Annotated in this window: 23 protein-coding genes; 6 read left to right on the top strand and 17 right to left on the bottom strand. The window is 66.5% G+C overall.

Annotated features, from left to right (window positions below; translation table 11 throughout):
- Positions 1-9: 9 nt before the first annotated feature.
- Positions 10-1,125, bottom strand: coding sequence for an NHL repeat-containing protein (locus tag AC5QAH_RS10855; RefSeq protein ID WP_099560538.1), 1,116 nt, complete (start codon positions 1,123-1,125; stop codon positions 10-12).
- Positions 1,125-3,638 carry a TonB-dependent receptor gene (locus AC5QAH_RS10850; protein ID WP_495232370.1) on the bottom strand — a complete coding sequence of 838 codons (2,514 nt, stop codon included), beginning with the start codon at positions 3,636-3,638 and terminating at the stop codon, positions 1,125-1,127. The genes AC5QAH_RS10855 and AC5QAH_RS10850 overlap by 1 nt, the downstream gene beginning before the upstream one ends.
- A gap of 215 nt (positions 3,639-3,853) precedes the next feature.
- Here AC5QAH_RS10850 and upp point away from each other — a divergent pair, with 215 nt between their 5' ends.
- Positions 3,854-4,486: a uracil phosphoribosyltransferase gene (upp, locus tag AC5QAH_RS10845; protein ID WP_004153184.1), complete on the top strand. Its 633-nt coding sequence runs from the start codon at positions 3,854-3,856 to the stop codon at positions 4,484-4,486.
- Positions 4,487-4,545: 59 nt separating this feature from the next.
- On the opposite strand, the gene AC5QAH_RS10840 is transcribed toward upp, so the two are convergent.
- Positions 4,546-5,025 carry an SRPBCC family protein gene (locus AC5QAH_RS10840; RefSeq protein WP_495232338.1) on the bottom strand — a complete coding sequence of 160 codons (480 nt, stop codon included), beginning with the start codon at positions 5,023-5,025 and terminating at the stop codon, positions 4,546-4,548.
- Positions 4,997-5,431 carry an ArsR/SmtB family transcription factor gene (locus AC5QAH_RS10835; protein ID WP_224329208.1) on the bottom strand — a complete coding sequence of 145 codons (435 nt, stop codon included), beginning with the start codon at positions 5,429-5,431 and terminating at the stop codon, positions 4,997-4,999. The genes AC5QAH_RS10840 and AC5QAH_RS10835 overlap by 29 nt, the downstream gene beginning before the upstream one ends.
- Before the next feature lie 57 nt (positions 5,432-5,488).
- Between AC5QAH_RS10835 and AC5QAH_RS10830 the strand changes: the two genes are divergently transcribed.
- A complete protein-coding gene (locus tag AC5QAH_RS10830) occupies positions 5,489-5,782 on the top strand; it encodes a PsiF family protein (RefSeq protein ID WP_019338338.1) in 294 nt (97 codons plus the stop codon).
- A gap of 84 nt (positions 5,783-5,866) precedes the next feature.
- On the opposite strand, the gene AC5QAH_RS10825 is transcribed toward AC5QAH_RS10830, so the two are convergent.
- The 6 genes from AC5QAH_RS10825 to rsmD all read right to left on the bottom strand — a co-directional run bounded on the left by AC5QAH_RS10825 (position 5,867) and on the right by rsmD (position 10,712).
- Positions 5,867-6,754, bottom strand: coding sequence for an MBL fold metallo-hydrolase (locus AC5QAH_RS10825; RefSeq protein ID WP_495232337.1), 888 nt, complete (start codon positions 6,752-6,754; stop codon positions 5,867-5,869).
- Between the two features lie 120 nt (positions 6,755-6,874).
- Positions 6,875-8,605 (bottom strand): gamma-glutamyltransferase, encoded by a 1,731-nt coding sequence (gene ggt / locus AC5QAH_RS10820; RefSeq protein ID WP_495232336.1) that lies wholly within the window; start codon positions 8,603-8,605, stop codon positions 6,875-6,877.
- Positions 8,602-8,883, bottom strand: coding sequence for a YfhL family 4Fe-4S dicluster ferredoxin (locus AC5QAH_RS10815; protein ID WP_010484376.1), 282 nt, complete (start codon positions 8,881-8,883; stop codon positions 8,602-8,604). The genes ggt and AC5QAH_RS10815 overlap by 4 nt, the downstream gene beginning before the upstream one ends.
- A gap of 132 nt (positions 8,884-9,015) precedes the next feature.
- Positions 9,016-9,507, bottom strand: a complete 492-nt coding sequence (locus AC5QAH_RS10810; protein ID WP_010484374.1) for a hypothetical protein — start codon at positions 9,505-9,507, stop codon at positions 9,016-9,018.
- 60 nt (positions 9,508-9,567) lie between these two features.
- On the bottom strand, positions 9,568-10,077 hold the full coding sequence (coaD, locus tag AC5QAH_RS10805; RefSeq protein ID WP_010484372.1) for a pantetheine-phosphate adenylyltransferase: 510 nt from the start codon (positions 10,075-10,077) through the stop codon (positions 9,568-9,570).
- 26 nt (positions 10,078-10,103) lie between these two features.
- Positions 10,104-10,712, bottom strand: a complete 609-nt coding sequence (gene rsmD, locus AC5QAH_RS10800; RefSeq protein WP_495232369.1) for a 16S rRNA (guanine(966)-N(2))-methyltransferase RsmD — start codon at positions 10,710-10,712, stop codon at positions 10,104-10,106.
- A gap of 626 nt (positions 10,713-11,338) precedes the next feature.
- On the opposite strand from rsmD, the gene htpG reads away from it, so the two are divergent.
- Complete coding sequence (gene htpG / locus AC5QAH_RS10795; RefSeq protein ID WP_495232335.1) at positions 11,339-13,228, top strand: molecular chaperone HtpG; 1,890 nt, start codon at positions 11,339-11,341, stop codon at positions 13,226-13,228.
- A 168-nt stretch (positions 13,229-13,396) separates the two neighbouring features.
- On the opposite strand, the gene AC5QAH_RS10790 is transcribed toward htpG, so the two are convergent.
- Positions 13,397-13,696 carry a hypothetical protein gene (locus tag AC5QAH_RS10790; RefSeq protein WP_043402581.1) on the bottom strand — a complete coding sequence of 100 codons (300 nt, stop codon included), beginning with the start codon at positions 13,694-13,696 and terminating at the stop codon, positions 13,397-13,399.
- Between the two features lie 129 nt (positions 13,697-13,825).
- On the opposite strand from AC5QAH_RS10790, the gene ftsY reads away from it, so the two are divergent.
- The 3 genes from ftsY to AC5QAH_RS10775 all read left to right on the top strand — a co-directional run bounded on the left by ftsY (position 13,826) and on the right by AC5QAH_RS10775 (position 16,625).
- The gene (gene ftsY / locus AC5QAH_RS10785) at positions 13,826-15,142 is read left to right on the top strand and encodes a signal recognition particle-docking protein FtsY (RefSeq protein ID WP_043402579.1); all 1,317 of its coding nucleotides are present in this window, start codon (positions 13,826-13,828) and stop codon (positions 15,140-15,142) included.
- An 83-nt stretch (positions 15,143-15,225) separates the two neighbouring features.
- Complete coding sequence (gene mutY, locus AC5QAH_RS10780; RefSeq protein ID WP_495232334.1) at positions 15,226-16,350, top strand: A/G-specific adenine glycosylase; 1,125 nt, start codon at positions 15,226-15,228, stop codon at positions 16,348-16,350.
- A 5-nt stretch (positions 16,351-16,355) separates the two neighbouring features.
- Complete coding sequence (locus AC5QAH_RS10775) at positions 16,356-16,625, top strand: oxidative damage protection protein (RefSeq protein WP_071305403.1); 270 nt, start codon at positions 16,356-16,358, stop codon at positions 16,623-16,625.
- A gap of 67 nt (positions 16,626-16,692) precedes the next feature.
- Here AC5QAH_RS10775 and AC5QAH_RS10770 read toward each other — a convergent pair whose 3' ends face one another.
- From AC5QAH_RS10770 to AC5QAH_RS10745, 6 genes are all read right to left on the bottom strand, one after another.
- The gene (locus AC5QAH_RS10770) at positions 16,693-17,142 is read right to left on the bottom strand and encodes a DUF6491 family protein (RefSeq protein ID WP_019338334.1); all 450 of its coding nucleotides are present in this window, start codon (positions 17,140-17,142) and stop codon (positions 16,693-16,695) included.
- 221 nt (positions 17,143-17,363) lie between these two features.
- The gene (gene lolD, locus AC5QAH_RS10765) at positions 17,364-18,077 is read right to left on the bottom strand and encodes a lipoprotein-releasing ABC transporter ATP-binding protein LolD (protein WP_005409083.1); all 714 of its coding nucleotides are present in this window, start codon (positions 18,075-18,077) and stop codon (positions 17,364-17,366) included.
- Positions 18,070-19,311 carry a lipoprotein-releasing ABC transporter permease subunit gene (locus AC5QAH_RS10760; protein WP_159360021.1) on the bottom strand — a complete coding sequence of 414 codons (1,242 nt, stop codon included), beginning with the start codon at positions 19,309-19,311 and terminating at the stop codon, positions 18,070-18,072. Before AC5QAH_RS10760 ends, lolD begins: the two co-directional genes overlap by 8 nt.
- Before the next feature lie 23 nt (positions 19,312-19,334).
- Positions 19,335-19,784 (bottom strand): hypothetical protein, encoded by a 450-nt coding sequence (locus tag AC5QAH_RS10755; RefSeq protein WP_159360020.1) that lies wholly within the window; start codon positions 19,782-19,784, stop codon positions 19,335-19,337.
- Positions 19,735-19,983 (bottom strand): FAD assembly factor SdhE, encoded by a 249-nt coding sequence (locus tag AC5QAH_RS10750; protein ID WP_159360019.1) that lies wholly within the window; start codon positions 19,981-19,983, stop codon positions 19,735-19,737. The genes AC5QAH_RS10755 and AC5QAH_RS10750 overlap by 50 nt, the downstream gene beginning before the upstream one ends.
- Positions 19,984-20,056: 73 nt before the next feature.
- Positions 20,057-20,842: a succinate dehydrogenase iron-sulfur subunit gene (locus tag AC5QAH_RS10745; protein WP_025878815.1), complete on the bottom strand. Its 786-nt coding sequence runs from the start codon at positions 20,840-20,842 to the stop codon at positions 20,057-20,059.
- Positions 20,843-20,855 lie beyond the last annotated feature (13 nt).

Here is a 20,855-nt window from a genome sequence, read left to right as displayed (position 1 = left end):
AGTGCCCGCTCATGCGCCACACTCCAGCGGCAGCGCCAACTGCTTGGCGATGCTCTCCCAGTCGAACGCAACCACGCCCTGGTCGTCGTGCACGGCATACAGCGCACCGTGCGGGAAGCGCGCGCTGGGTTGCTGCATCATCCAGATGCCATCGGTGTTGGCCACGGTATTGCCCTGGAACGCACCGACCGGCTTCAGCGTATGCCGGTCGAACAGGTGAAACACGCTGCGCTGCTTGCCCTGTTCGGTAGTGATCCACCAGCCGTCCTTGCCACAGGTGCGCAGGGTCACGCCTTCGGCCTGGGCCTTGAACACGTCGCGACCGAAGGTGGTACCGGTGAAGCGACCTGACAGGGTGTAGACCTTGAACTCGCTGGCGTAGCTCTCGTCCTCTTCGGCAATCAGCAGGCGGTCGTTTTCCGGGTCGCCCCAGATCGATTCGACTACGCGTAGTGCACCGGCTTCGCTGGTGTCACCGATGCTGGCGACGAGCTTCGCCTCGACCTTCGCATCGTCGCGGCTCACGTGGTATTGGCGCACGCGCTTGTCCAGTTCCGCCAGCGGCGGCAGGATGTCACGGCCCTGCGCATCCTCGCCGTTGTCCCAGGAATCGGTGACGTAGACGCTGTAGCCATCGGCAAGGCGGTCGACCCACAGCCCGTACGGCTTGCGCAGGTCCTCCGCAGCGAACGTCGCCAGCGGTGCGAAGTCCGGCAGGCTCAATACCTGCACGCGATGATTGTCGCGCTCCACGATCCACAGCAGATCGTCGATCACCGCGATGCCGTTTGGGCGGTCGAACTGCCCCGGTGCGGTGCCGCTGCTGCCCACGTCACGCAGGTGCTGGCCGGTGCTGCCGTCGTAGACCACCAGCTTGTCGGTGGCCTTTGCGGTGGCGATCAGCCACAGCCTGCCATCCGGAGCGCGCCAGGCCGCAGGCGAGTCGATGTTGTCAGCCGGGGTCATCGGCGAAAGGAAGGCCTCGGCGATGGTGGTCACCGCTCGCTCGCCGCTGGCCTTCGCTGACGTCGCGGCCATGGCGGGGTCATTGCCGGTGGCCGGCGTGCAGCCGGCAGCCAGCGCTACCGCCAGCGCGGTGGCCAAGGCAGTGATGCGACGCCCCATCACAGTGCCACCTTCAGGCCCAGCGCGTAGGTGCGGCCATACTCTTCCATCTGCAGGGTGCGCGAGCGCGTGCCCTGGTACAGCTCAAGCGGCTTGTCCAGCAGGTTCTGCGCTTCGAGGTACATGCTCACGCGCGGGGTGAACTTGTAGTCCAGCGAGAAGTCGAGCTGAGTGTTCGGCGCGACGTAGATGTCGAAGGCGCGGCCCTTGCCGATGCTGTCCAGGTACTCGCTGCGGTACACCGCCGCCAGCCGCGTACTCAGACCGTACTTCTCATAGCCGATGTGGGCACTGTAGACGTGCTTGGAGGCGCGCGGCAGGGTGAAGTCCTCGCCTGGGCGGTCCTTGATGCCGGCATCGAACTCGGTATCCAGCCACGTGCCACTGGCGCCGACCAGCAGGCCATCCAGGCCCTCCGGCAGGAAGGCCAGCTGCTGCTGCCAGTTGAACTCGGCACCGCGCACGGTGGCCTTGCGGCCGTTGATCGGCTGGGTCACGTCCAGGCCGCCGTAGGCCGGATCATTGGTGCGCACGGTCTCCACGATGTAGCCATCGATCGACTTGTGGAACAGGCCCAGCGAGACGATGCCGCTACTGCCGATGTACTTCTCTACCGACAGGTCGATGTTCTTCGACTCGTACGGGTCCAGTTCCGGATTGCCCAGGCGCACTTCCTCGTCACCGCGGCTGTAGCCCACGCGCGGTGAAATGTCACCGAACGAGGGGCGCGACACGGTCTTGTTGGCCGAGGCGCGCAGCACCCAGTCATCGGCCGCGTCATAGCGCAGGTGCAGGCCCGGCAGCACGTTGGTGTAGCTGCTGTTGGCCACGCGCGGGGTGACGGTGAAGCTGCGGCCGTTGGCGGCCACGTCCACCTGGTTGCCGACTGCCTTGAACTGGGTGTTTTCCACGCGAACACCGCCGATGATGCGCAGCGCGTCCACATCCCAGGTGCCCATCGCATAGCTGGCGAAGATGTCTTCGCTGGCCACGTAGTCCTCTTCCAGCGAGGTCATCGCGTTGCCACCGACGTCCTGCGGGCGGGCACTGTACTGGCCGCCATTGGCCGCCCAGAAGGCACGCATCGCGGCCGAATCCATGCCATCACCCAGGTTGCCGTGGCGGTGTTCGGGCGAGGAGGTGCTCCAGCTCGACAGCGCCACCTCCGGGCCGACACGCAGTTCGCGCTCATCCACATTGACGTCGCGGTCGCGCCAGCGGCCCAGCAGGCCGAATTTGATGCTGCTGCTGTCGCCGTCGAAGCGCACGTTGACCTGCGCGCTGTGCTCCTTGTCGTTCACCTGCTTGGGCGAAAGCACGAAGCGGTCGAACGCGTAGTTGCTGCTGTCCAGCCACTGCGGATTGTCGAAGCTGTAGCTGGGCAGGCGGCTGCTCTGGTCCAGGGTGCCGTTGAAGGCCTTGCCGTTGAGCTTGAAGCGCGCCTCCATCTCGTCATTCACCCGCTCTTCGGTACGGGTGTAGCCAACCCTGTAGTCGACCACGGCGTTGGTCAGCTTGTTCTCGCCCCCCAGGCTGGCCGCGAAGGTGTTTTCCTTCTTGGTTCGGTAGCGCATGCGCTTGTCGATGGAATCCTTCGGCATGCCATCCAGGCGGTACTGGTCGGTGCCGGTCTTGACCATCTTGGCGTCGTCGAAGTTGAAGATCACACGCTGGCGGGTTTCGGCATCGTCGAACTGGCTGTACAGCGTGCGCAGGTAGTACTTGCTGTCTTCGTTCGGGCGCCAGTCGAGGTTGAGGTTGGCGCCGATGCGCTTGCGCTCGATCTCGTACTTGCGGTGCTGCAGGTTGATCGCGGTGACGTCGCCAGGTGCGGCGTCATCCTCGCCGTCATACTCCACTTCGGTGTTGTCCGACTCGAACTTCCGCTTCTGGTAGTTCACGCCCAGGGCCACGCCGAAGGTGTCGTTGAACACTTCGCTGTAGTTGAAGGCGGCCTTGGGGCTGGTCTCGCCGGACAACTGCTGGTGGCTGCCTTCGATCTTGCCACGCAGGCTGCGACCGTCGCGGTCGAAGGCCGAGGCCGATTCCACCAGCACGGCGCCGCCGATGGCATCACCGGGCATGTCCGGGGTCGGCGACTTGACCACGCGCAGGCGTTCGGTGGAGTCGGACGGGATCACGTCCAGCGGCGCGGCGCGGCTGGAATCCTCCGGCGTGCCCACTGCGATACCATCCACGCTGACGCTGTTGAGATTGGCATCCAGGCCACGGATCACCACGAAGCGGCCCTCGCCCTGGTCGCGGGTGACGCTGATGCCCGGCAGCCGCTGCAGCGACTCGGCCACGTTCTTGTCCGGGTACTGGCCCAGCGCATCGGAGGACACCGCGTCTTCGATGGCGTCGCTGCTGCGCTTGAGGTCGACCGCGCGGATCTGCGATTCGAGCTGGGCGCGCACTTCGATGCGGTCCAGGTCGACCGCGTCCGACGCCACGGCGCCGGTGGCGGCTACCGCCTGCTGCCCGGCGGCATGCAGCGGTGCTGCGGCCCCCATTGCCAGGGTCAGCGTGATGGCAACGGCCAACGGAGTCTTGATATGCACTGGGAATCCCCATTCCTGTTAAGAATGGGTCTGCACGGTATGTCCGCAAGATTGCATGGCCGTGACATGCGCCTGCGCATTTCATGCTGGCCGTCTCCGGCCCCGGTTTGGGGTTGGCCGCCCAATCCGGCAAAATGGCGCCCTCTCTCCTTTTCCCCTTCCCGACCATGAAGATCGTCGAAGTGCGCCACCCGCTGGTGCAGCACAAGATCGGCCTGATGCGCAACGCTGCGCTCAGCACCAAGGATTTCCGCGAACTGGCCAACGAGCTGGGTACGCTGCTGGCCTATGAGGCCACCGCCGACCTGGAAACCGAGCCGCACACCCTGCCCGGCTGGGCCGGCCCGGTCACCGTGCAGCGCATTGCGGGCGCCAAGATCACCGTGGTGCCGATCCTGCGCGCCGGCCTGGGCATGCTCAGCGGCGTGCTGTCGCTGATCCCGGCCGCCCGCGTCAGCGTGGTGGGCCTGCAGCGCGATGAGGAAACCCTGCAGCCGGTGCCCTACTTCGAGCGCCTGACCGGCCGCCTGGAAGAGCGCGACGCGCTGATCCTGGACCCGATGCTGGCCACCGGCGGCACGCTGATCGCCACCATCGACATGCTCAAGCGTGCCGGCGCCCGCCGCATCAAGGGCATTTTCCTGGTGGCCGCGCCGGAAGGCATCGAGGCGGTCAAGGCCGTGCACCCGGACGTGGAGATCTACACCGCGGCCATCGACGCCCAGCTCAACGACAAGGGCTACATCCTGCCAGGCCTGGGCGATGCCGGTGACCGTATCTTCGGGACCCGCGTCGGCTGATCCGGCGAACCGGGGTCAGCGCCCTTTCACAGCGGAAGGGATCTGACCCCAAGCGCGGCCTACAGGCCGGCCGCGAAGGCTTCCAGCTGGCTGATGACCGTGTTCCAGCCGTCGAAGAAGCCCAGCCGCTCATGCTGGTCACGCAGGGCCTTGTCCGGGTGCATCACCCGCGCGGTATAGCGGCAGCCCTGCCCGTCATCCTCCATCGTGATGACGGCGGTGAAGCCCAGCCAGGGTGACTGCGGTCGCCAGCCTGCGCCCAGCATCGAGGTGAACACCAGGCGCTGCTGCGGCACGATCTCCAGGAAACTGCCCGGATTGTCGCTGCTGCCACCATCGGGGCCCTGCATGAAGGTGTGGAAGGCCCCGCCGGGGCGCAGGTCGAATGCGCGTACCTCGGTGGTCCACGGCTTCGGGCACCACCACTGGCGCAGCAGTTCCGGATCGGTCCAGGCCCGCCACAGGGCGGCACGCGGTGCATTCAACACACGGCTGATGACCAGGTCGGTGTCAGGGTTGTTGCCTGCGTCTACGGCCATGGGCCTGCTCCTGTCGGTGAAGGGTTTCAACGAAATCGACCATGCGGTCGGCGCGCGCTTCCCATACGGCACGTTGTTCGGCCAGCCACTGCTCGGCCTCGCCCAACCGCGCCGGCACCAGTTCGCAGGTGCGTACGCGCCCCCGCTTGTGGCTGCGCACCACGCCGCTGCGCTCCAGCACGGCCAGATGTTTCATCAGAGAAGGCAAAGCCATCTCGAAGGGCCCGGCCAGCATCGACACCGTGCGCGGCCCCTGCCCCAGCACAGCCACGATCGCGCACCGGGTCGGGTCGGCCAATGCCTGGAAGACGTCTTGAATGGCGGGATCATACTTACCCATATGGCTAAGTAATACGCCGATCTGAACGTTGCCGCAAGCAGGCGCGGCAATGGCGTGGTTCTTCACGTGGCCTTGCAGGCTGGAAGCGAATGCTCCGCGCACCCGCCCCCCTTGGAGCTCCCGATGAAAGCCTCTTTCCTGCTGGCCGCCGTCCTGCTGGTCGGCCTGCCCCTGGCTGCCAATGCCACCACGCCGCAGCAGCAGCGCATGGCCGAATGCTCAGCCAAGAACAAGGGCTTGAAGGGGGATGCCTACAAGACTGCACAGAGCTCCTGCCTCAGCGGCCATGCCGCCGAGACCAAGGCCGCGACAACGCCGCAGGAACGCATGCGCAAATGCAACGCCGATGCCGGCACGAAAAAATTGACCGGTGATGCGCGCAAGACCTTCATGAGCAGTTGCCTGAAGGCATCGTAACGGTCGCATCCGGATGAAACGCCATCCACGCATGGCGTGAACCTGCCGCCATCAGTGAAGGCCGGGCGTTGCCCGGCCTTTCCATTACCCCAGGGCGCGTGCCTTCAGCTCGCCCTGTTCGTGCAGGGTCACGAAACGCCCCTTGTCATCCCTGCCCAGCTGCGCCAACGCCACCTGCGGGTCGTGGGTGAAGAACAGCCGCACGTTGCGCGCCAGCTTGTCTTCAAGGAACTGCCGCTTTTCGTCGATCAGCAGCTCGGCATTTCGGTCGTAGCCCATGGTGATCGGCACGTGTACCCATGAGCGCCCCGGGATCAGGTCGGCACAGAACACCACGCCACCGTGCGCACTTTCGCCGGCATGCGCGTGACCGACGATCTCGGCCAGCATCAGCCCCGGCGTATGCCCGTCGCTGTAGCTGAAGCGCACGCTGCGGCCGAGCGCCTTCGAGTACTCCCCGTCCACCACTTCCAGCCGGCCACTGGCCTGCAGCAGGCCCGGCAGTTCCGGAATGAAGCTGGCGCGGTCGCGCGGGTGTGGCTGCACGGCGCGCTGCCAATGCTGCGCGCCGACCACAAAGGTTGCGTTGGGGAACAGCAGCTCGGGCTCACGCCCTTCGCTCCACGCCGCCAGCAGGCCGCCGGCATGATCGAAGTGCAGGTGGCTGAGCACCACCACGTCGATATCCTCGTGCTCGAAGCCGGCTTCGCGCAGCGAATCGATCAGCACATGCTGGCTTTCCTTCACGCCGTAGCGCTCGCGCATGCGCGGGTCGAAGAACGCGCCGATACCGGTTTCAAACAGCACGGTTTTGCCTTCCAGCGGGCTGGCAAGCAGCGCACGGCAGGCCAGCTCGATGCGATTGAGCTCGTCCGGTGCCGCCCATTTTTCCCACAACGCGCGCGGCGCGTTGCCGAACATCGCGCCGCCATCGAGGCGCTGCGAGTTTCCACGAATTGACCAGAGTTTCATGTGTCGATTATCGGCGCCGGCTCGTTAAATAATCGCTAGAAGGGAAACAGAAAACCCCGCCGGCAAAGGCGGGGTTTCGATAATCAGCCGGATTGCCGGCCAGCAGCCGGCACGACCGGATCAGCGCGCCGGGACGACCTGGGCACTGCCCACCGGATTGCGCGGGTCGCTGCCGCCGAACAGCTTGTTCGACTTGCGGTCCCATTCCACGGTCTGCAGGTTGCCCCACACATGGCTGGACCCGCGGCCGCCTGCGACCACATTGCCCGGCAGGTCGATCTTGTGCCCCATCGCCTGCAGCTGCTTCACCGTCGCCGCGTCGAACGCATCGTCCTCGGCTTCGATCAGGTCCGGCAGCCACTGGTGGTGGTAGCGCGGCAGCGCGGCAACCTGCTGTGCATCCAGGCCGTCGTCGTAGCCGAGGATGCCCAGCAGCACCATGGTGATGATGCGGCTGCCACCCGGGGTGCCCAGCACCACGACCTTGTCGGCGTTCTCCATGAAGGTCGGCGTCATCGAGCTGAGCATGCGCTTGCCCGGCTTCGGCGCATTGGCTTCATAGCCCATCACGCCAAACGCATTGGGCGTGCCCGGCTTCAGCGCGAAATCGTCCATCTCGTTGTTCAGCAGCACGCCGGTGCCCTTGGGAATCAACCCCGAGCCGTACAGCAGGTTGACGGTCTGGGTGGCGCCGACGCGGTTGCCGTCGCGGTCGATGATGGAGAAATGCGTGGTCTCGTCGTCTTCCAGCGGCGTCGGATTGCCCGACAGCAGGTCGCTGGGCGTGGCCTTCTCCGGATGGATGGTAGCGCGCAGGCCCTGTGCGTAATCCTTGCTGGTCAGCACCTTCTGCGGGATCTGCACGAAGTCCGGATCGCCGAGGAAGAAGGTGCGGTCGCGGTACGCGCGACGCATCGACTCCACCACCAGGTGGGTACGGTGCGCCGGGTCCATCTTCCTGATGTCCCAGCCTTCCAGGATCTGCAGCATGCTGGCCAGCGCGATGCCACCGGACGACGGCGGCGGCGCGGTGGTGATCTTCCAGCCGTTGTAATTGAAGACGATCGGCTCGCGCTGCTTCACGCGGTAGCCGGCCAACTCTTCGGCGCTCCATTTGCCGCCAGCCTGCTTCACGCCTGCCAGCAACAGCTTTCCGGTCTGGCCCTTGTAGAAGCCATCGAAGCCATCCGCGGCCAGGCGCTCCAGCGTCTGTGCCAGCTCCGGCTGCTTGAACAGGTCACCGGTGGCGATCGGCTTGCCGTTGCGCAGGTAGACCTCGCGCGTGCCGGGATAGCGCTCCATCACTTCTCGGCGCGACGCATAGCCCTTGGCCATGCGGTCGTACACCGGGAAGCCTTCGCGCGCGATGCGGATCGCCGGCTGCAGCGATGCAGACAGCGGCAGCTTGCCGTGCTTGGCCGACAGCTCGACGAGCGCTGCAGGCAGGCCCGGGATACCGGCCGACCAGGCGCCGTTGACCGAACGATCACGGTCCAGGTTGCCCTGCTTGTCGAGGAAGGCCTGCGGAGTTGCCGCGGCCGGTGCGGTCTCGCGTGCATCCAGCATCACATCCTTGCCGGTGGCCGCGTCGTGCAGCAGGAAGAAGCCGCCGCCGCCCAGCCCGGAACTGATCGGCTCGACCACCGCCAGCGTGGATGACACCGCGACCGCGGCATCGAAGGCGTTGCCGCCCTGCGCCAGGATATCGATACCTGCCTGGGTGGCCAGCGCGTGGCCGCTGGCAATGGCTGCGCCATCGGGGCGCTCGGCACGGGCCGGGCTGTCGGCCCAGGCCATCGGGCTCAGCAGCAGGCCGAGCAGCAACAGGGGGCGGACGATCAACGTCTTCATTCGGATGGGGGCTCCGCGTAGAGTTCGGGGTGATCGTGCTGCAGCTGGCGCAGCTTGGCCAGCAGCTGGTCTTCCGTTTCCACGATCTCCGGGTCCGGGTCGATGCACTCGACCGGGCAGACGACCACGCACTGTGGCTCGTCGAAATGACCGACGCATTCGGTACAGCGCGCAGGGTCGATCACGTAGATGGTTTCACCCATCGAAATGGCCTGGTTCGGGCAGGCCGGCTCGCAGACGTCGCAGTTGACGCAGAGCTCGTTGATTTTCAGCGACATGGCGATACTCCTCGCCCGCGCCTTGGGACAAAGGACCGGCCAGCGCGGGCGCGCGGGCCGGTCAGGTCATCAGCGGCACCCTTGCGGGGTGCCGCCCGGGCCATGCCGGAGCATGGCCGCCATGGCTCGGTATTACTTGGCTTCGACGAAAATGTACTCGGCGCCGGTCGGCTGGACCGCCGCCTGCACGCGGGCGTTGTCGGCCGACTGGCCGATGAAGACGACGCGCACGCCCTTCATCGAATCCGGCGCCACGTCCTTGAACACAGCCTGGATCATGTCAGCCATCTTGCCCGAGGCCGACGAACCGAAGGCCAGCATGTTGCCCGGCTGCACGCCACGGGCCACGGCCTGGGTCGCGCTCTCGGTCTGGCGCTCGTACTTGGCCTGGAAGTCCGGGTCCGATTCCGGCGAGAGGTAGTACAGGAACGGGCTGTTGCTGATGTTGCCCATGTTCTGGATGGCCACTTCCTGCAGGTACTTCTTCCAGCCTGCATCGTCGTCCTTGGACGGCGCGACCAGGGCCTGCTTGGCCTCGTCGACCGGAGCGGCCTCTTCCTTCTTGCAGGCGGTGAAGGCCAGGGCCAACGAAGCGATCAGCATCGCGCGCATGGTGGTGTTCATGGGTTTCCTCCCGGAATGGTGCGTGGTGTTGTACGTAATGGGGTGCGGGTACAGCGGGGCTTACGACTGTGCGGCCTTCGCTTCGCGGACCTTGCGCAGGGCTTCGAGCACCGCGGCCGGCACGAAACCGGACACGTCGCCGCCCAGGCGCGCGATCTCGCGGACCAGCGAGGACGAAATGAAGCTGTGCTGCTCGGCCGGGGTCAGGAACAAGGTCTCGACCTCCGGAATCAGGTGGCGGTTCATGCTGGCCATCTGGAACTCGTACTCGAAGTCGGACACCGCGCGCAGGCCGCGCAGCAGCACCCCGCCCTGGACCGAACGTACGAAATGGGCCAGCAGGGTATCGAAGCCGATGACCTCGACGTTGCTGTGGTGGCCGAGTGCGCCACGTGCCAGCTGCACGCGCTGCTCCAGCGGCAGCGCCGGGCCCTTGGACGGGCTCTGCGCCACGCCGACCACGACCTTTTCGAACAGCGGCGCGGCCCGGCTCACCAGGTCGATATGACCGTTGGTGATGGGGTCGAACGTGCCGGGATAAACGGCAATGCGGCGGTTGGCCACGGTCATGGGCGGTTGCAGATGTTCAGATGAGGTCAAAGTGTAGCAGTGGCGCGACGGTACAGGGCAAAGCGCACCTCGCGGGTACCGCCCTCGCGGTGCAGCAGCCAGTCCGGCGGCAGCGCCGGCGCGTGACCGGCCGGCGACTCCAGGTACAGCCAGGCGTCGGCAGCCAGGTGCCGGGGCAGCTGCGCCAGCACGTCCTGCCACAGGCCATCGGCGAACGGCGGGTCGATGAAGACCAGGTCGGCCTGCTGCGCCGGCGCGCCCTGCAGCCAGCGCAAGGCATCGGCCTGCACCACGGTGATCTGGTCGCTGGCCTGCAGCTTGGCCACGGCCGCGGTCAGATTGCGTCCCAGCTGCGCGTCGCGCTCGACCAGAGTGGCGTGGGCGGCGCCGCGCGAGACCGCCTCCAGGCCCAACGCGCCACTGCCGGCGAACAGGTCCAGCACCCGCGCGCCGCCCAGTCTGGGCATCAACCAGTTGAAAAGGGTCTCGCGCACGCGGTCGCTGCTGGGCCGAAGCCCTGGCAGGGTCGGCACCGGCAGGCGGGTATTGCGCCAGCGCCCGCCGATGATGCGGACCTGACCGTCATTGCCCCCACGGCCGCTCACCGGCGCCCCCGGCGGGAGGTATTCGAGAATTTCAGCATGAGCGGGATTGTAGTTCGGCCGGGCGGCGCCCGGCACCCGCAGAAGCCACAGCAACGGCCGAAGCAACTTCAAAAGCTGGTTCCCTGGGGGTTGGCGGGGTGGGTCAGGTTGTGGGGGACGCCGTGAACCCGTCCATGGGGGCTTGGCCGCGGCATCCATGCCGCGGACACCCCCACAACCTGACCCACCCCGCCTTCGACAGTTTCCTGCAATCTGCCGAAGGGCTCTTGGGGTCAGATCCGTTTTCCGTGGGAAAACGGATCTGACCCTGGATTGGATTTCGATATCTGAGAGATTTCATCCACGCATGGCGTGGATCTACTGGCTGCCAGCCAACTGTCGAAGGCGGGGCACTGTGGGATTGCGGGGTGTGAGCGGCATGGATGCCGCGCCCAAGCCCCCATGGATGGGTTTACGGCGTCCCCGCAAACCCACAGTGCCCCGCCATCCCACGGAATGCCCGCTCTTGCCGTTGCTGTTGCAGTTGCGGTTGCTTCGGCTTCTGCAGGTGCAGGGCTGCAAGCCCTGCCGAACAACCCCTTGATTTCGGGACAATCAGCCATACCCCTTGGCGAGGCCGCACGCGCTGGCGCGGCATTGCACATGGAGCCCTATCGATGACCGACACCATCCAGACCGAAACCCTTGGCTTCCAGACCGAAGTCAAGCAGCTGCTGCAGCTGATGATCCACTCGCTGTATTCCAACAAGGAGATCTTCCTGCGCGAACTGGTCTCCAACGCCGCCGACGCCGCCGACAAGCTGCGCTTCGAGGCCCTGACCCAGCCGGCTCTGCTGGAAGGCGACAGCGAACTGCGCGTGCGCGTCAGCTTCGACCCCGCCGCCCACACCATCACCATCGAAGACAACGGCATCGGCATGAGCCGCGCCGAAGCCATCGCCCACCTCGGCACGATCGCCAAGTCCGGCACCGGCGACTTCCTGCGCCAGTTGTCGGGCGACCAGAAGAAGGATTCGCAGCTGATCGGCCAGTTCGGCGTCGGCTTCTACAGCGCCTTCATCGTCGCCGACGAAGTGGAAGTGACCTCGCGCCGCGCCGGCCTGGCTGCAGGCGAAGGCGTGCGCTGGACCTCGCGTGGCGAAGGCGATTTCGAAGTGGCCACCGTGGACAAGGCCGAGCGCGGCACCCGCATCGTGCTGCACCTGAAGGACGGCGAGCATGACTTCGCCGATGGCTGGCGCCTGCGCAGCATCCTCAAGAAGTACTCGGACCATATCGGCCTGCCGATCCAGATGCCAAAGGAAGGCGAAGAAGGCGCCGCGCTGGAATGGGAAACCGTCAACCGCGCCAGCGCGCTGTGGACCCGCCCGCGCACCGAGATCAGCGACGCCGAGTACACCGAGTTCTACAAGCACGTGGCACATGACCACAGCGACCCGCTGGCGTGGAGCCACAACAAGGTTGAAGGCAAGCTGGAGTACACCTCGCTGCTGTACGTGCCCGGCCGCGCGCCGTTCGACCTGTACCACCGTGACGCGCCCAAGGGCCTGAAGCTGTACGTGCAGCGCGTGTTCGTGATGGACCAGGCCGAGCAGTTCCTGCCGCTGTACCTGCGCTTCATCAAGGGCGTGGTCGATTCCAACGACCTGTCGCTGAATGTCTCGCGCGAGATCCTGCAGTCCGGCCCGGTCATCGATTCGATGAAGGCGGCGCTGACCAAGCGCTCGCTGGACATGCTGGAAAAGCTGGCCACCGACAAGCCGGAGCAGTACGCCACGTTCTGGAAGGAATTCGGCCAGGTGCTGAAGGAAGGCCCGGCCGAGGACTACAACAACCGCGAGAAGGTGGCCGGCCTGCTGCGCTTCGCCTCCACCCGTGGCGAGGCCGATGCGCAGACCGTGTCGCTGGCCGACTACATCGGCCGCATGACCGAAGGCCAGGACAAGATCTATTACCTGACCGGCGAGAGCTACAGCCAGGTGCGCAACAGCCCACACCTTGAAGTGTTCCGCAAGAAGGGCGTGGAAGTACTGCTGCTGACCGACCGCATCGACGAGTGGCTGATGGGCTACCTGACCGATTTCGACGGCAAGGGCTTCGTCGACATCGCCCGTGGCGACCTCGACCTGGGCGCGCTGGAAACCGAAGCGGACAAGCAGGAGCAGGAAGCGGCAGCGAAGGACAAGCAGGGCCTGGTCGAGCGCCTGAAGACGGTGCTGGGCGATGACGTGGCCGAAGTGCGCGTGTCGCACCGCCTGACCGATTCGCCGGCGGTGCTGGCCATCGGCGAACAGGACCTGGGCCTGCAGATGCGCCAGATCCTGGAAGCCAGTGGGCAGAAGGTGCCGGACAGCAAGCCGGTACTGGAGATCAACCCGGGTCATCCGCTGATCGCCAAGCTGGATGCCGAAGCCGACGGCGCACGTTTCGACGACCTGGGCCGGGTGCTGTTCGACCAGGCCGCACTGGCCGCCGGCGACAGCCTGAAGGACCCGGGCGCCTATGTGGCGCGCCTGAACAAGCTGCTGCTGGAGCTGTCGGCCTGATCGAGGCGGTGGTCGCCGGGCATGGCCCGGCGGTGCCTTGGTAGAGGCCCACCTTGGTTGGCGCCCCAATAGCGTGCCAACCAAGGTTGGCACCTACCAGGGCGGGTCAAGCATGCCAACCAGGGGTGGCAGCCACCAGGGGCGGCGGTTCGCGCCTGCCGAGGGGGTTCAGGCTTCGCGATCCAGCAGCGAGCCCAGCATCTGGTCCTGGCGGCGGATCACCGTGGCATTGGCGGCGAAGGCCACCACCTCGGCTTTCGCTGCCAGAAGATCACCCAGCGGCGCGGCGGCATCGGTGCCGGTGGGAATCACCGAGGCCTGCACCCCACCCTGCTCGGCGGCACTGCGCTGCAACTGGAGGCGCCGGGCATCGGGGGTCGCCAGGTTGGCCACGTTGTGCGCGGCCACCTGCACGCCCTGCTGGGCCGCACGCATCCCGCCGAGGGCGATTCCCATCACGTTGTTCATGGCGGTCTCCGGGCCGCACTGCGCAGCCCTCCGGACCGGTTAACGGCCGGCAGGCCGCGACCTTGAGTCCACATCGGCCCGACAGGCCCGAGTGGTAGCATATCCCTCTGATTTCAGCGCCTTTTGCCAATGCTCAGTTTTTTCCGCCGCAAGAAGCCCCAGGATGCCCCCGCAGCGGAGGCACCCAAGACCCAGCACTACTCGGCTGAAGAGCTGGCGGCGGCGTTCCCGTCGGCCGCACCGGTCGAGGACAAAGAGCCTGCACCGGTAGCCGTACCGGCCGCGCCTGCGCCGGTCGAGCCGCCGCCGGTAGCCGTCGTTCCGGTCGCTGTCGAGCCTACCCCTGTGGTTCCGGCGCCGGTCGTTCCCGCTCCGAGCGCTCCGCAACCGGCTGCCCGGATCGACGTCGCCCCGGTGGCGGCCCCGGCCATCGAACCGGCACCCGCACCACTGCCTGAGCCCACCCCGGCACCGGTCACCGACGACCTGCCTGCCGCCGCCTCGGTTGACGCCGTTCCGGCGCCTGCCGGCAAGCCCGGCTGGCGCGAACGCCTGCGCAACAGCGTCATCGCGCGCAGCTTCGGTGGCCTGTTCTCGCGCAACCCCAAGCTCGACGACGACCTGCTGGACGAGCTGGAAACCGCACTGATCACCGCCGACGTCGGCGTGGGTGCCACCACCGACCTGGTCGAGGGCCTGCGCAAGCGCATGAAGTCGCGCGAGTTCGCCGACGCCAATGCACTGCTGGCCGCGCTGCGCGCCGAGCTGATCGCAATCCTGCAGCCGGTGGCCAAGCCGCTGGTGATCGACCGCAACGCCAAGCCCTTCGTGGTGCTAACCGTCGGCGTGAACGGCGTTGGCAAGACCACCACCATCGGCAAGCTGGCCAAGCGCTTCAAGGACGATGGCCACAGCCTGATGCTGGCCGCCGGTGACACCTTCCGTGCCGCCGCCGTGGCCCAGCTGCAGGCCTGGGGCGAGCGCAACGGCGTGGCCGTGGTCGCGCAGGGGCAGAACGCCGATGCCGCTTCGGTGGCGTTCGACGCGCTGCAGGCCGGCAAGGCCCGTGGTACCTCGGTGCTGATCGCCGACACCGCCGGCCGCCTGCACACCCAGTCCGGCCTGATGAACGAGCTGGGCAAGATCCGCCGCGTGCTGGGCAAGATTGATCCCACAGCACCACACGAAGTGCTGATGGTGATCGACGGCACCACCGGCCAGAATGCGCTGTCGCAGCTGCGCCAGTTCAATGCCGCGGTGAACGTGACCGGCCTGGTAGTGACCAAGCTGGACGGCACCGCCAAGGGCGGTGTGGTGTTCGCGCTGGCCCGCGAGTTCGGCATTCCGATCCGCTTCGCCGGCATCGGCGAGCGTCCGGAAGACCTGCGCGTGTTCGACCCGGAAGCCTTCGTCGACGCCCTGCTGCCCGAAGCGCTGGGCGCCTGATACACCCGTGCAGCCACCCATGGGGCGACTCTACTGCAGCCAGGTAGAGCCACCCCACGGGTGGTTGCCTCTCTGGAACACCGATGCCCCGCCAGCCGCACGCCAGCGCCGGAACCACGCAGACCGACGACTTCGTCGCCCGCCTGCTGCACTGGTTCGACGACCACGGCCGCCACGACCTGCCCTGGCAGCACCCGCGCAGCCCTTATCGGGTCTGGCTGTCGGAAATCATGCTGCAGCAGACCCAGGTGGCCACGGTCATCCCGTACTTCCAGCGGTTCCTGCAGCACTTCCCGACCCTGCCCGACCTCGCCGCCGCCAGCAACGACGCGGTGATGGCGCAGTGGGCCGGGCTCGGCTACTACGCCCGTGCACGCAACCTGCATGCCGCTGCAAAGCGCTGCGTGGAACTGCACGACGGCGACCTGCCGCGCGATTTCGATGCATTGCATGCCCTGCCCGGCATCGGCTGCAGCACCGCTGGTGCGATCCTCAGCCAGGCCTGGAACGACCCGTTCGCGATCCTCGACGGCAACGTCAAGCGCGTGCTCAGCCGCTACCACGGCATCGAGGGCTTCCCCGGCCTGCCGACCGTCGAGAAGCAGTTGTGGGCCATTGCCGAGGCGCACGTGGCGCAGGTGCCGGCCGGGCGCATGGCCGATTACACCCAGGCACAGATGGATCTGGGCGCGACCGTATGCAGCCGCGCCAAACCGGCCTGCGTGATCTGTCCGCTGCAGGACGCGTGCTTGGCGCGCCGCGAAGGCCGCACTGCTGAACTACCCACGCCCAAGCCCAGCAAGACCCTGCCCGAGCGCGAAGCAGTGGCCCTGCTGCTGCGCGACGCCCAGCAGCGCGTGCTGCTGCAGAAGCGGCCGGACACCGGCATCTGGGCGCAGCTGTGGACGCTGCCGCAGGCCGACGCCGGCAGTGTGCTGCAGGACTGGTTCGATGCGCATGTTGAAGGTTCGCTGGAAGACGCCGAGGAGCTGCCCGTGCTGCAGCACACCTTCAGCCACTACAGGCTGCATCTGCAGGTACTGTCGCGGCAGGTGCACGGCCTGCGCGTGGAAGAACCCACGCTGCGCTGGGTCGCGAGCGATGAACTTCCCGCGCTGGGCCTGCCTGCGCCGATCCGCAAACTGCTCGACGGCGCCACGATCAAGACGTCGAAACGAACCTCCAAGAAATCCCGCAACCACGAGTGAGTGCCATGCCCCGAACCGTCTTCTGCCAGTACGAACAACGCGATGCCGAAGGTTTGGACTTCGTGCCCTACCCCGGCGAGCTGGGCCAGCGCATCTTCAACAACATCGGCAGGCAGGCCTGGGCCGCCTGGCTGGCCCACCAGACCATGCTGATCAACGAGAACCGGCTGTCACCGCGCACGCCGGAGCATCGCGCGTTCCTTGAAGGCGAACTGGTCAAGTTCCTGTTCGAGAAGGACGCGGAGAAGCCCGCAGGCTTCGTTCCGGAAGCCTGACCTGCCGGTAGCGCCGGGCCATGCCCGGCGTCCAGGCATCCGCCGGGCATGGCCCGGCGCTACCCGTTTATTTCCCGGATTCCTCGCGCTCCTGCACCTGCGCCTGGCGCAGCTCCTGTTCGGAAGCACGCAGCGCCTTCACGTCCAGCTTGCGGATGCTGTTGATGAAGCACGGCATGCGCGGGCCGCCGGTGGGGTCGCGCACCAGCACCTTGTCAAAGCGCGCCGAGACACGGTTCATCTGGCTGGTCAGGCCGATGGCGGTGGCATACGGCAGGTCCTGGCAGGGGCCTCTCAGCTCCAGCAGGTAGGCCTCGCTGGGTCGCGTCCACACCGCCAGCGCGCTGTCACCCAGCTCGGTCCAGCCATTGAGGGTGCCGAAGAACTGCATGTCGTTCTGCGGCGCACCGGCGTGGGCACGGTAAAGGTCAAGCTTCTCGGCGCTGCTGAGCCGGCCGGTGGTGGCACAGGCGGCCAGGGCCAGGCAGAGGCCGGCCAGCAGAAGCGGGGTCTTCATGGCGATCTCCTCGGGGAACTGTCGCCATCATGCGCCTGGCCTGGCAATGCCGGCGCGACGGCCGACGGCCCCATTCAGGCGCCGGTCGGCGGTCGACCAGGGTCGACCTCTGCCAAAGCGGGTCCAGAACGTCGGATTCCGGTAGTCGCCAACCTTGGTTGGCGCTTGCCCTGCAGGATCAGCCGACCAAGGTCGGCTTCTACCAGAGTCCGTCCGACCGCTCAGACGTCGGCGTGGGCCAGTGCATGCAGGCGCCCTTCGCGCAGTTCCAGCACCCGGTCCAGGCGACGCGCCAGGCTGCGGTCATGGGTTACCAGCACCAGGCTGGTGTGACGTGCACGATTCAGCTCCAGCATCAGCTCGAACACCGTTGCAGCCGTGCGGTCATCCAGGTTGCCGGTCGGCTCGTCACCGAGCACGCAGGCCGGATGATTGACCAGTGCCCGCGCCACCGCAGCACGCTGGCGCTCACCACCGGACAGCTCGCCCGGCTTGTGGTCCAGGCGATGGCCGAGGCCGACCGCTTCCAGCAGCGTGGTGGCCCGGCTGCTCGCTTCTGCGACCGCAGTGCCAGCCAGCAGTACCGGCATCATCACGTTTTCCAGCGCGGTGAACTCCGGCAGCAGGTGATGGAACTGGTAGACGAAGCCCAGCGCCTGGTTGCGCAGCAGGCCGCGCGCGGTGTCCGACAGCGCCGACATGCGCTGGCCGGTCACATAGACCTCGCCGGCGGTGGGAATGTCCAGGCCACCCAGCAGGTGCAGCAGCGTGCTCTTGCCGGCGCCGGAGGCACCGATGATCGCCACCGTCTCGCCGGCGGTCACGGTCAGGTCCAGGCCATCGAACACCGGGGTCTGCATGCGCCCTTCGGCGTAGGTCTTGCCCAGTGCTTCGGCGCGGATCACTTCATCGCCGCGGTTGAAGACCTTATTCATAACGCAGGGCCTCCGCCGGCTGGGTGCGTGCTGCCCGCCAAGCGGGGTACAGGGTGGCCAGGAAGCTCATCAGCAGCGCGACCACGGTGATCGCCACCACGTCGCCGGTCTGCATGTCGGTCGGCAGGCCGGTGATGTAGTACACATCCTCCGGCAGCAGCTTGACGTTGAAGACGCTCTCGATGGCGCCGAGGATGCGCTCCAGGTTGAGGGTCAGGGTAATGCCGCCGATCAGGCCGGCCAGCGTGCCGAAGATACCGATCAGCGAACCCTGCACCATGAACACCTGCATCACCCCGCCAGGAGTCAGGCCAAGGGTGCGCAGGATGGCGATGTCGGCCTGCTTGTCGGTCACCAGCATGACCTGCGAGGACACCAGGTTGAAGGCACCCATGGCGATGATCAGCGACAGCAGGATGCCCATCACCACCTTCTCCATGCGCAGCGAGTGGTAGAGGTTGGCGTTCTGCTGGGTCCAGTCACTCACGCGGTAAGCACCGCCGAGGCTCTGCGCCAGGTCCACGCCCACTTCCAGCGAGCGGTCCATGTCGTGCAGTTTCAGCCGCACGCCGGTGGCACCATCGCTGCGCAGCACGCGCTCCAGGTCCTGCATGTTGGCAAAGCCGACGCCACGATCGACCTCGTTGTAGCCGGCCTCGAAGATGCCGCTGACGGTGAAGCGTTTCATCCGTGGCACCGCGCCGGCGGGCGTGCCCTGCACTTCGGCAAAGGTCACCAGTACCTGGTCGCCGACGTCCACGTCCAGCCAGATCGCCAGCTCCTTGCCCAGCAGCAGGTTGAAGCTGCCCGGCGTGAGGCTGTCATAGCTGCCCTTGGTGACCTTCTTGTCGATCACCGACACCTTCGGCTCCAGCGCCGGGTCGATGCCCTGGATGATCGCGCCCTGCACGCGCGGGCCGCTGATCATCGATTGGATCTCGATGTACGGCGCGGCACCGGCCACGCGCGGGTCCTTGCTGGCCACATCGACCACCCGCATCCAGTCCGGCATCGGCTCGCCGTCACGGCTGATGGTGGTGTGGGCGGTCATCTGCAGCAGGCGGCTGCGGATTTCCTTCTGGAAACCGCTCATCACCGCCAGGGTGGTGATCAGCACCGTGACGCCGAGCGCGATGCCCAGGATCGATGCCATCGAGATGAAGGAGATGAAGCCGTTGCGGCGCTTGGCGCGCAGGTAGCGCAGGCCAATGGCCACGGGAATGGGTTTGAACATGCAGGCACGCCGGTCAATTCAGCTTATGGTGCCATCGACCGGGGCCGACGGGAAACGCTACGTGCGGCCACGGCCAGTCGCAGTTCACGTCGCTGCCCGGAATCGAGCACATCCGGCCAGAACAGCAGGCGCCGGCGGCGCCGATCCTCACGCCAGAGCAACAGCAGCCAGGGGCCGCGCACGACCAGTTGTGGCGCATCGACGTCCTGCCCGGCCACCTGCAGCGGCTCGGACGGTACCGGCAGAAGCACCTGCACGCGTGGCCTGCGCTGGCGCCAGGCCAGTTCGGCCAACCCGATGCCCCAGGCCAGCAACACCGCGGGAATCAACAGCCGCGGCGGCAGATCCGATGCGCGCAGCAGCCAGGGTGCGGCCAGCAGCACCGCCAGCTGGGCGGCGGCCTGCAGCCGCGAGGGGCGCCACTCAAGGCTTGAGGGCGAGGATCTTCTGTATGAGGGGGATCGCGTGCGCATGTGGGCAGGCCTCATAACCCATGAACCAGCGCCACAACTTATCGTCCTCGCAGTCGAGCAGGAACAGGAAAACCTCGCGCTCTTCGGTCGGCGCAGTGCTCCATTCGTGGTCGAGGTAACGGCCGAACAGCTGGTCCAGCTCGCGCATGCCGCGGCGGCAGCGCCAGCGCAGCTTCTTCAGCAGAACGTCTTCTTCCATCGTGCTTCTCCAGACACAGCAAAGCCACGCATGGCGTGGCTCTACTGGGGTCATGCAACTACCCTGCGCCGTATCAGGCGCGGCGTTCCATCATCAGCTTCTTGATCTCGGCGATCGCCAGCGCCGGGTTCAGGCCCTTCGGGCAGGTCCGGGCGCAGTTCATGATGGTGTGGCAGCGGTACAGCTTGAACGGATCTTCCAGGTCGTCCAGGCGCGCACCGGTGTCCTCATCGCGCGAATCGATGATCCAGCGGTAGGCCTGCAGCAGGATCGCCGGGCCCAGGTAACGCTCGCCGTTCCACCAGTAGCTCGGGCAGCTGGTCGAGCAGCACGCGCACAGGATGCACTCGTACAGACCGTCCAGCTTCTTGCGGTCTTCCGGCGACTGCAGGCGCTCACGGTCCGGCGGTGCCGGGGTCTGGGTACGGATCCACGGCTTGATCGAGGCGTACTGCGCATAGAAGTGGGTCAGGTCCGGAACCAGATCCTTGACCACGTTCATGTGCGGCAGCGGGTAGATCGGCACTTCCTTCTTGCCGCAGTCCGAGATGGCTCGGGTGCAGGCCAAGGTGTTGGTGCCGTCGATGTTCATCGCGCACGAACCACAGATACCTTCGCGGCACGAGCGGCGGAAGGTCAGGGTCGGGTCGATCTCGTTCTTGATCTTGATCAGCGCGTCCAGGACCATCGGGCCGCAGGCGTCCAGATCGACATCATAGGTATCGGTGCGCGGATTGCTGTCGTCGTCCGGACTCCAGCGGTAGATCTTGAAGGTGCGCACGTTCTTGCCGCCGGTCTTGGCGGGGAAGTGCTTGCCCTTCGTGATCTTGGAATTCTTGGGGAGTGAAAACTCGGCCATGGCTGCTCTCGTT

Source organism: Stenotrophomonas sp. YJH_SMC_43 (assembly GCF_059372535.1).
This window is presented reverse-complemented; position numbering and strand designations above follow the sequence as displayed.

Coding starts and splice junctions, on each gene's coding strand:
- AC5QAH_RS10855 (WP_099560538.1), bottom strand. CDS start 1,125: ATGGGGCGTCGCATCACTGCCTTGGCCACCGCGCTGGCGGTAGCGCTG.
- AC5QAH_RS10850 (WP_495232370.1), bottom strand. CDS start 3,638: ATGGGGGCCGCAGCACCGCTGCATGCCGCCGGGCAGCAGGCGGTAGCC.
- upp (WP_004153184.1), top strand. CDS start 3,854: ATGAAGATCGTCGAAGTGCGCCACCCGCTGGTGCAGCACAAGATCGGC.
- AC5QAH_RS10840 (WP_495232338.1), bottom strand. CDS start 5,025: ATGGCCGTAGACGCAGGCAACAACCCTGACACCGACCTGGTCATCAGC.
- AC5QAH_RS10830 (WP_019338338.1), top strand. CDS start 5,489: ATGAAAGCCTCTTTCCTGCTGGCCGCCGTCCTGCTGGTCGGCCTGCCC.
- AC5QAH_RS10825 (WP_495232337.1), bottom strand. CDS start 6,754: ATGAAACTCTGGTCAATTCGTGGAAACTCGCAGCGCCTCGATGGCGGC.
- ggt (WP_495232336.1), bottom strand. CDS start 8,605: ATGAAGACGTTGATCGTCCGCCCCCTGTTGCTGCTCGGCCTGCTGCTG.
- AC5QAH_RS10815 (WP_010484376.1), bottom strand. CDS start 8,883: ATGTCGCTGAAAATCAACGAGCTCTGCGTCAACTGCGACGTCTGCGAG.
- AC5QAH_RS10810 (WP_010484374.1), bottom strand. CDS start 9,507: ATGAACACCACCATGCGCGCGATGCTGATCGCTTCGTTGGCCCTGGCC.
- coaD (WP_010484372.1), bottom strand. CDS start 10,077: ATGACCGTGGCCAACCGCCGCATTGCCGTTTATCCCGGCACGTTCGAC.
- htpG (WP_495232335.1), top strand. CDS start 11,339: ATGACCGACACCATCCAGACCGAAACCCTTGGCTTCCAGACCGAAGTC.
- AC5QAH_RS10790 (WP_043402581.1), bottom strand. CDS start 13,696: ATGAACAACGTGATGGGAATCGCCCTCGGCGGGATGCGTGCGGCCCAG.
- ftsY (WP_043402579.1), top strand. CDS start 13,826: ATGCTCAGTTTTTTCCGCCGCAAGAAGCCCCAGGATGCCCCCGCAGCG.
- mutY (WP_495232334.1), top strand. CDS start 15,226: ATGCCCCGCCAGCCGCACGCCAGCGCCGGAACCACGCAGACCGACGAC.
- AC5QAH_RS10775 (WP_071305403.1), top strand. CDS start 16,356: ATGCCCCGAACCGTCTTCTGCCAGTACGAACAACGCGATGCCGAAGGT.
- AC5QAH_RS10770 (WP_019338334.1), bottom strand. CDS start 17,142: ATGAAGACCCCGCTTCTGCTGGCCGGCCTCTGCCTGGCCCTGGCCGCC.
- lolD (WP_005409083.1), bottom strand. CDS start 18,077: ATGAATAAGGTCTTCAACCGCGGCGATGAAGTGATCCGCGCCGAAGCA.
- AC5QAH_RS10760 (WP_159360021.1), bottom strand. CDS start 19,311: ATGTTCAAACCCATTCCCGTGGCCATTGGCCTGCGCTACCTGCGCGCC.
- AC5QAH_RS10755 (WP_159360020.1), bottom strand. CDS start 19,784: ATGCGCACGCGATCCCCCTCATACAGAAGATCCTCGCCCTCAAGCCTT.
- AC5QAH_RS10750 (WP_159360019.1), bottom strand. CDS start 19,983: ATGGAAGAAGACGTTCTGCTGAAGAAGCTGCGCTGGCGCTGCCGCCGC.
- AC5QAH_RS10745 (WP_025878815.1), bottom strand. CDS start 20,842: ATGGCCGAGTTTTCACTCCCCAAGAATTCCAAGATCACGAAGGGCAAG.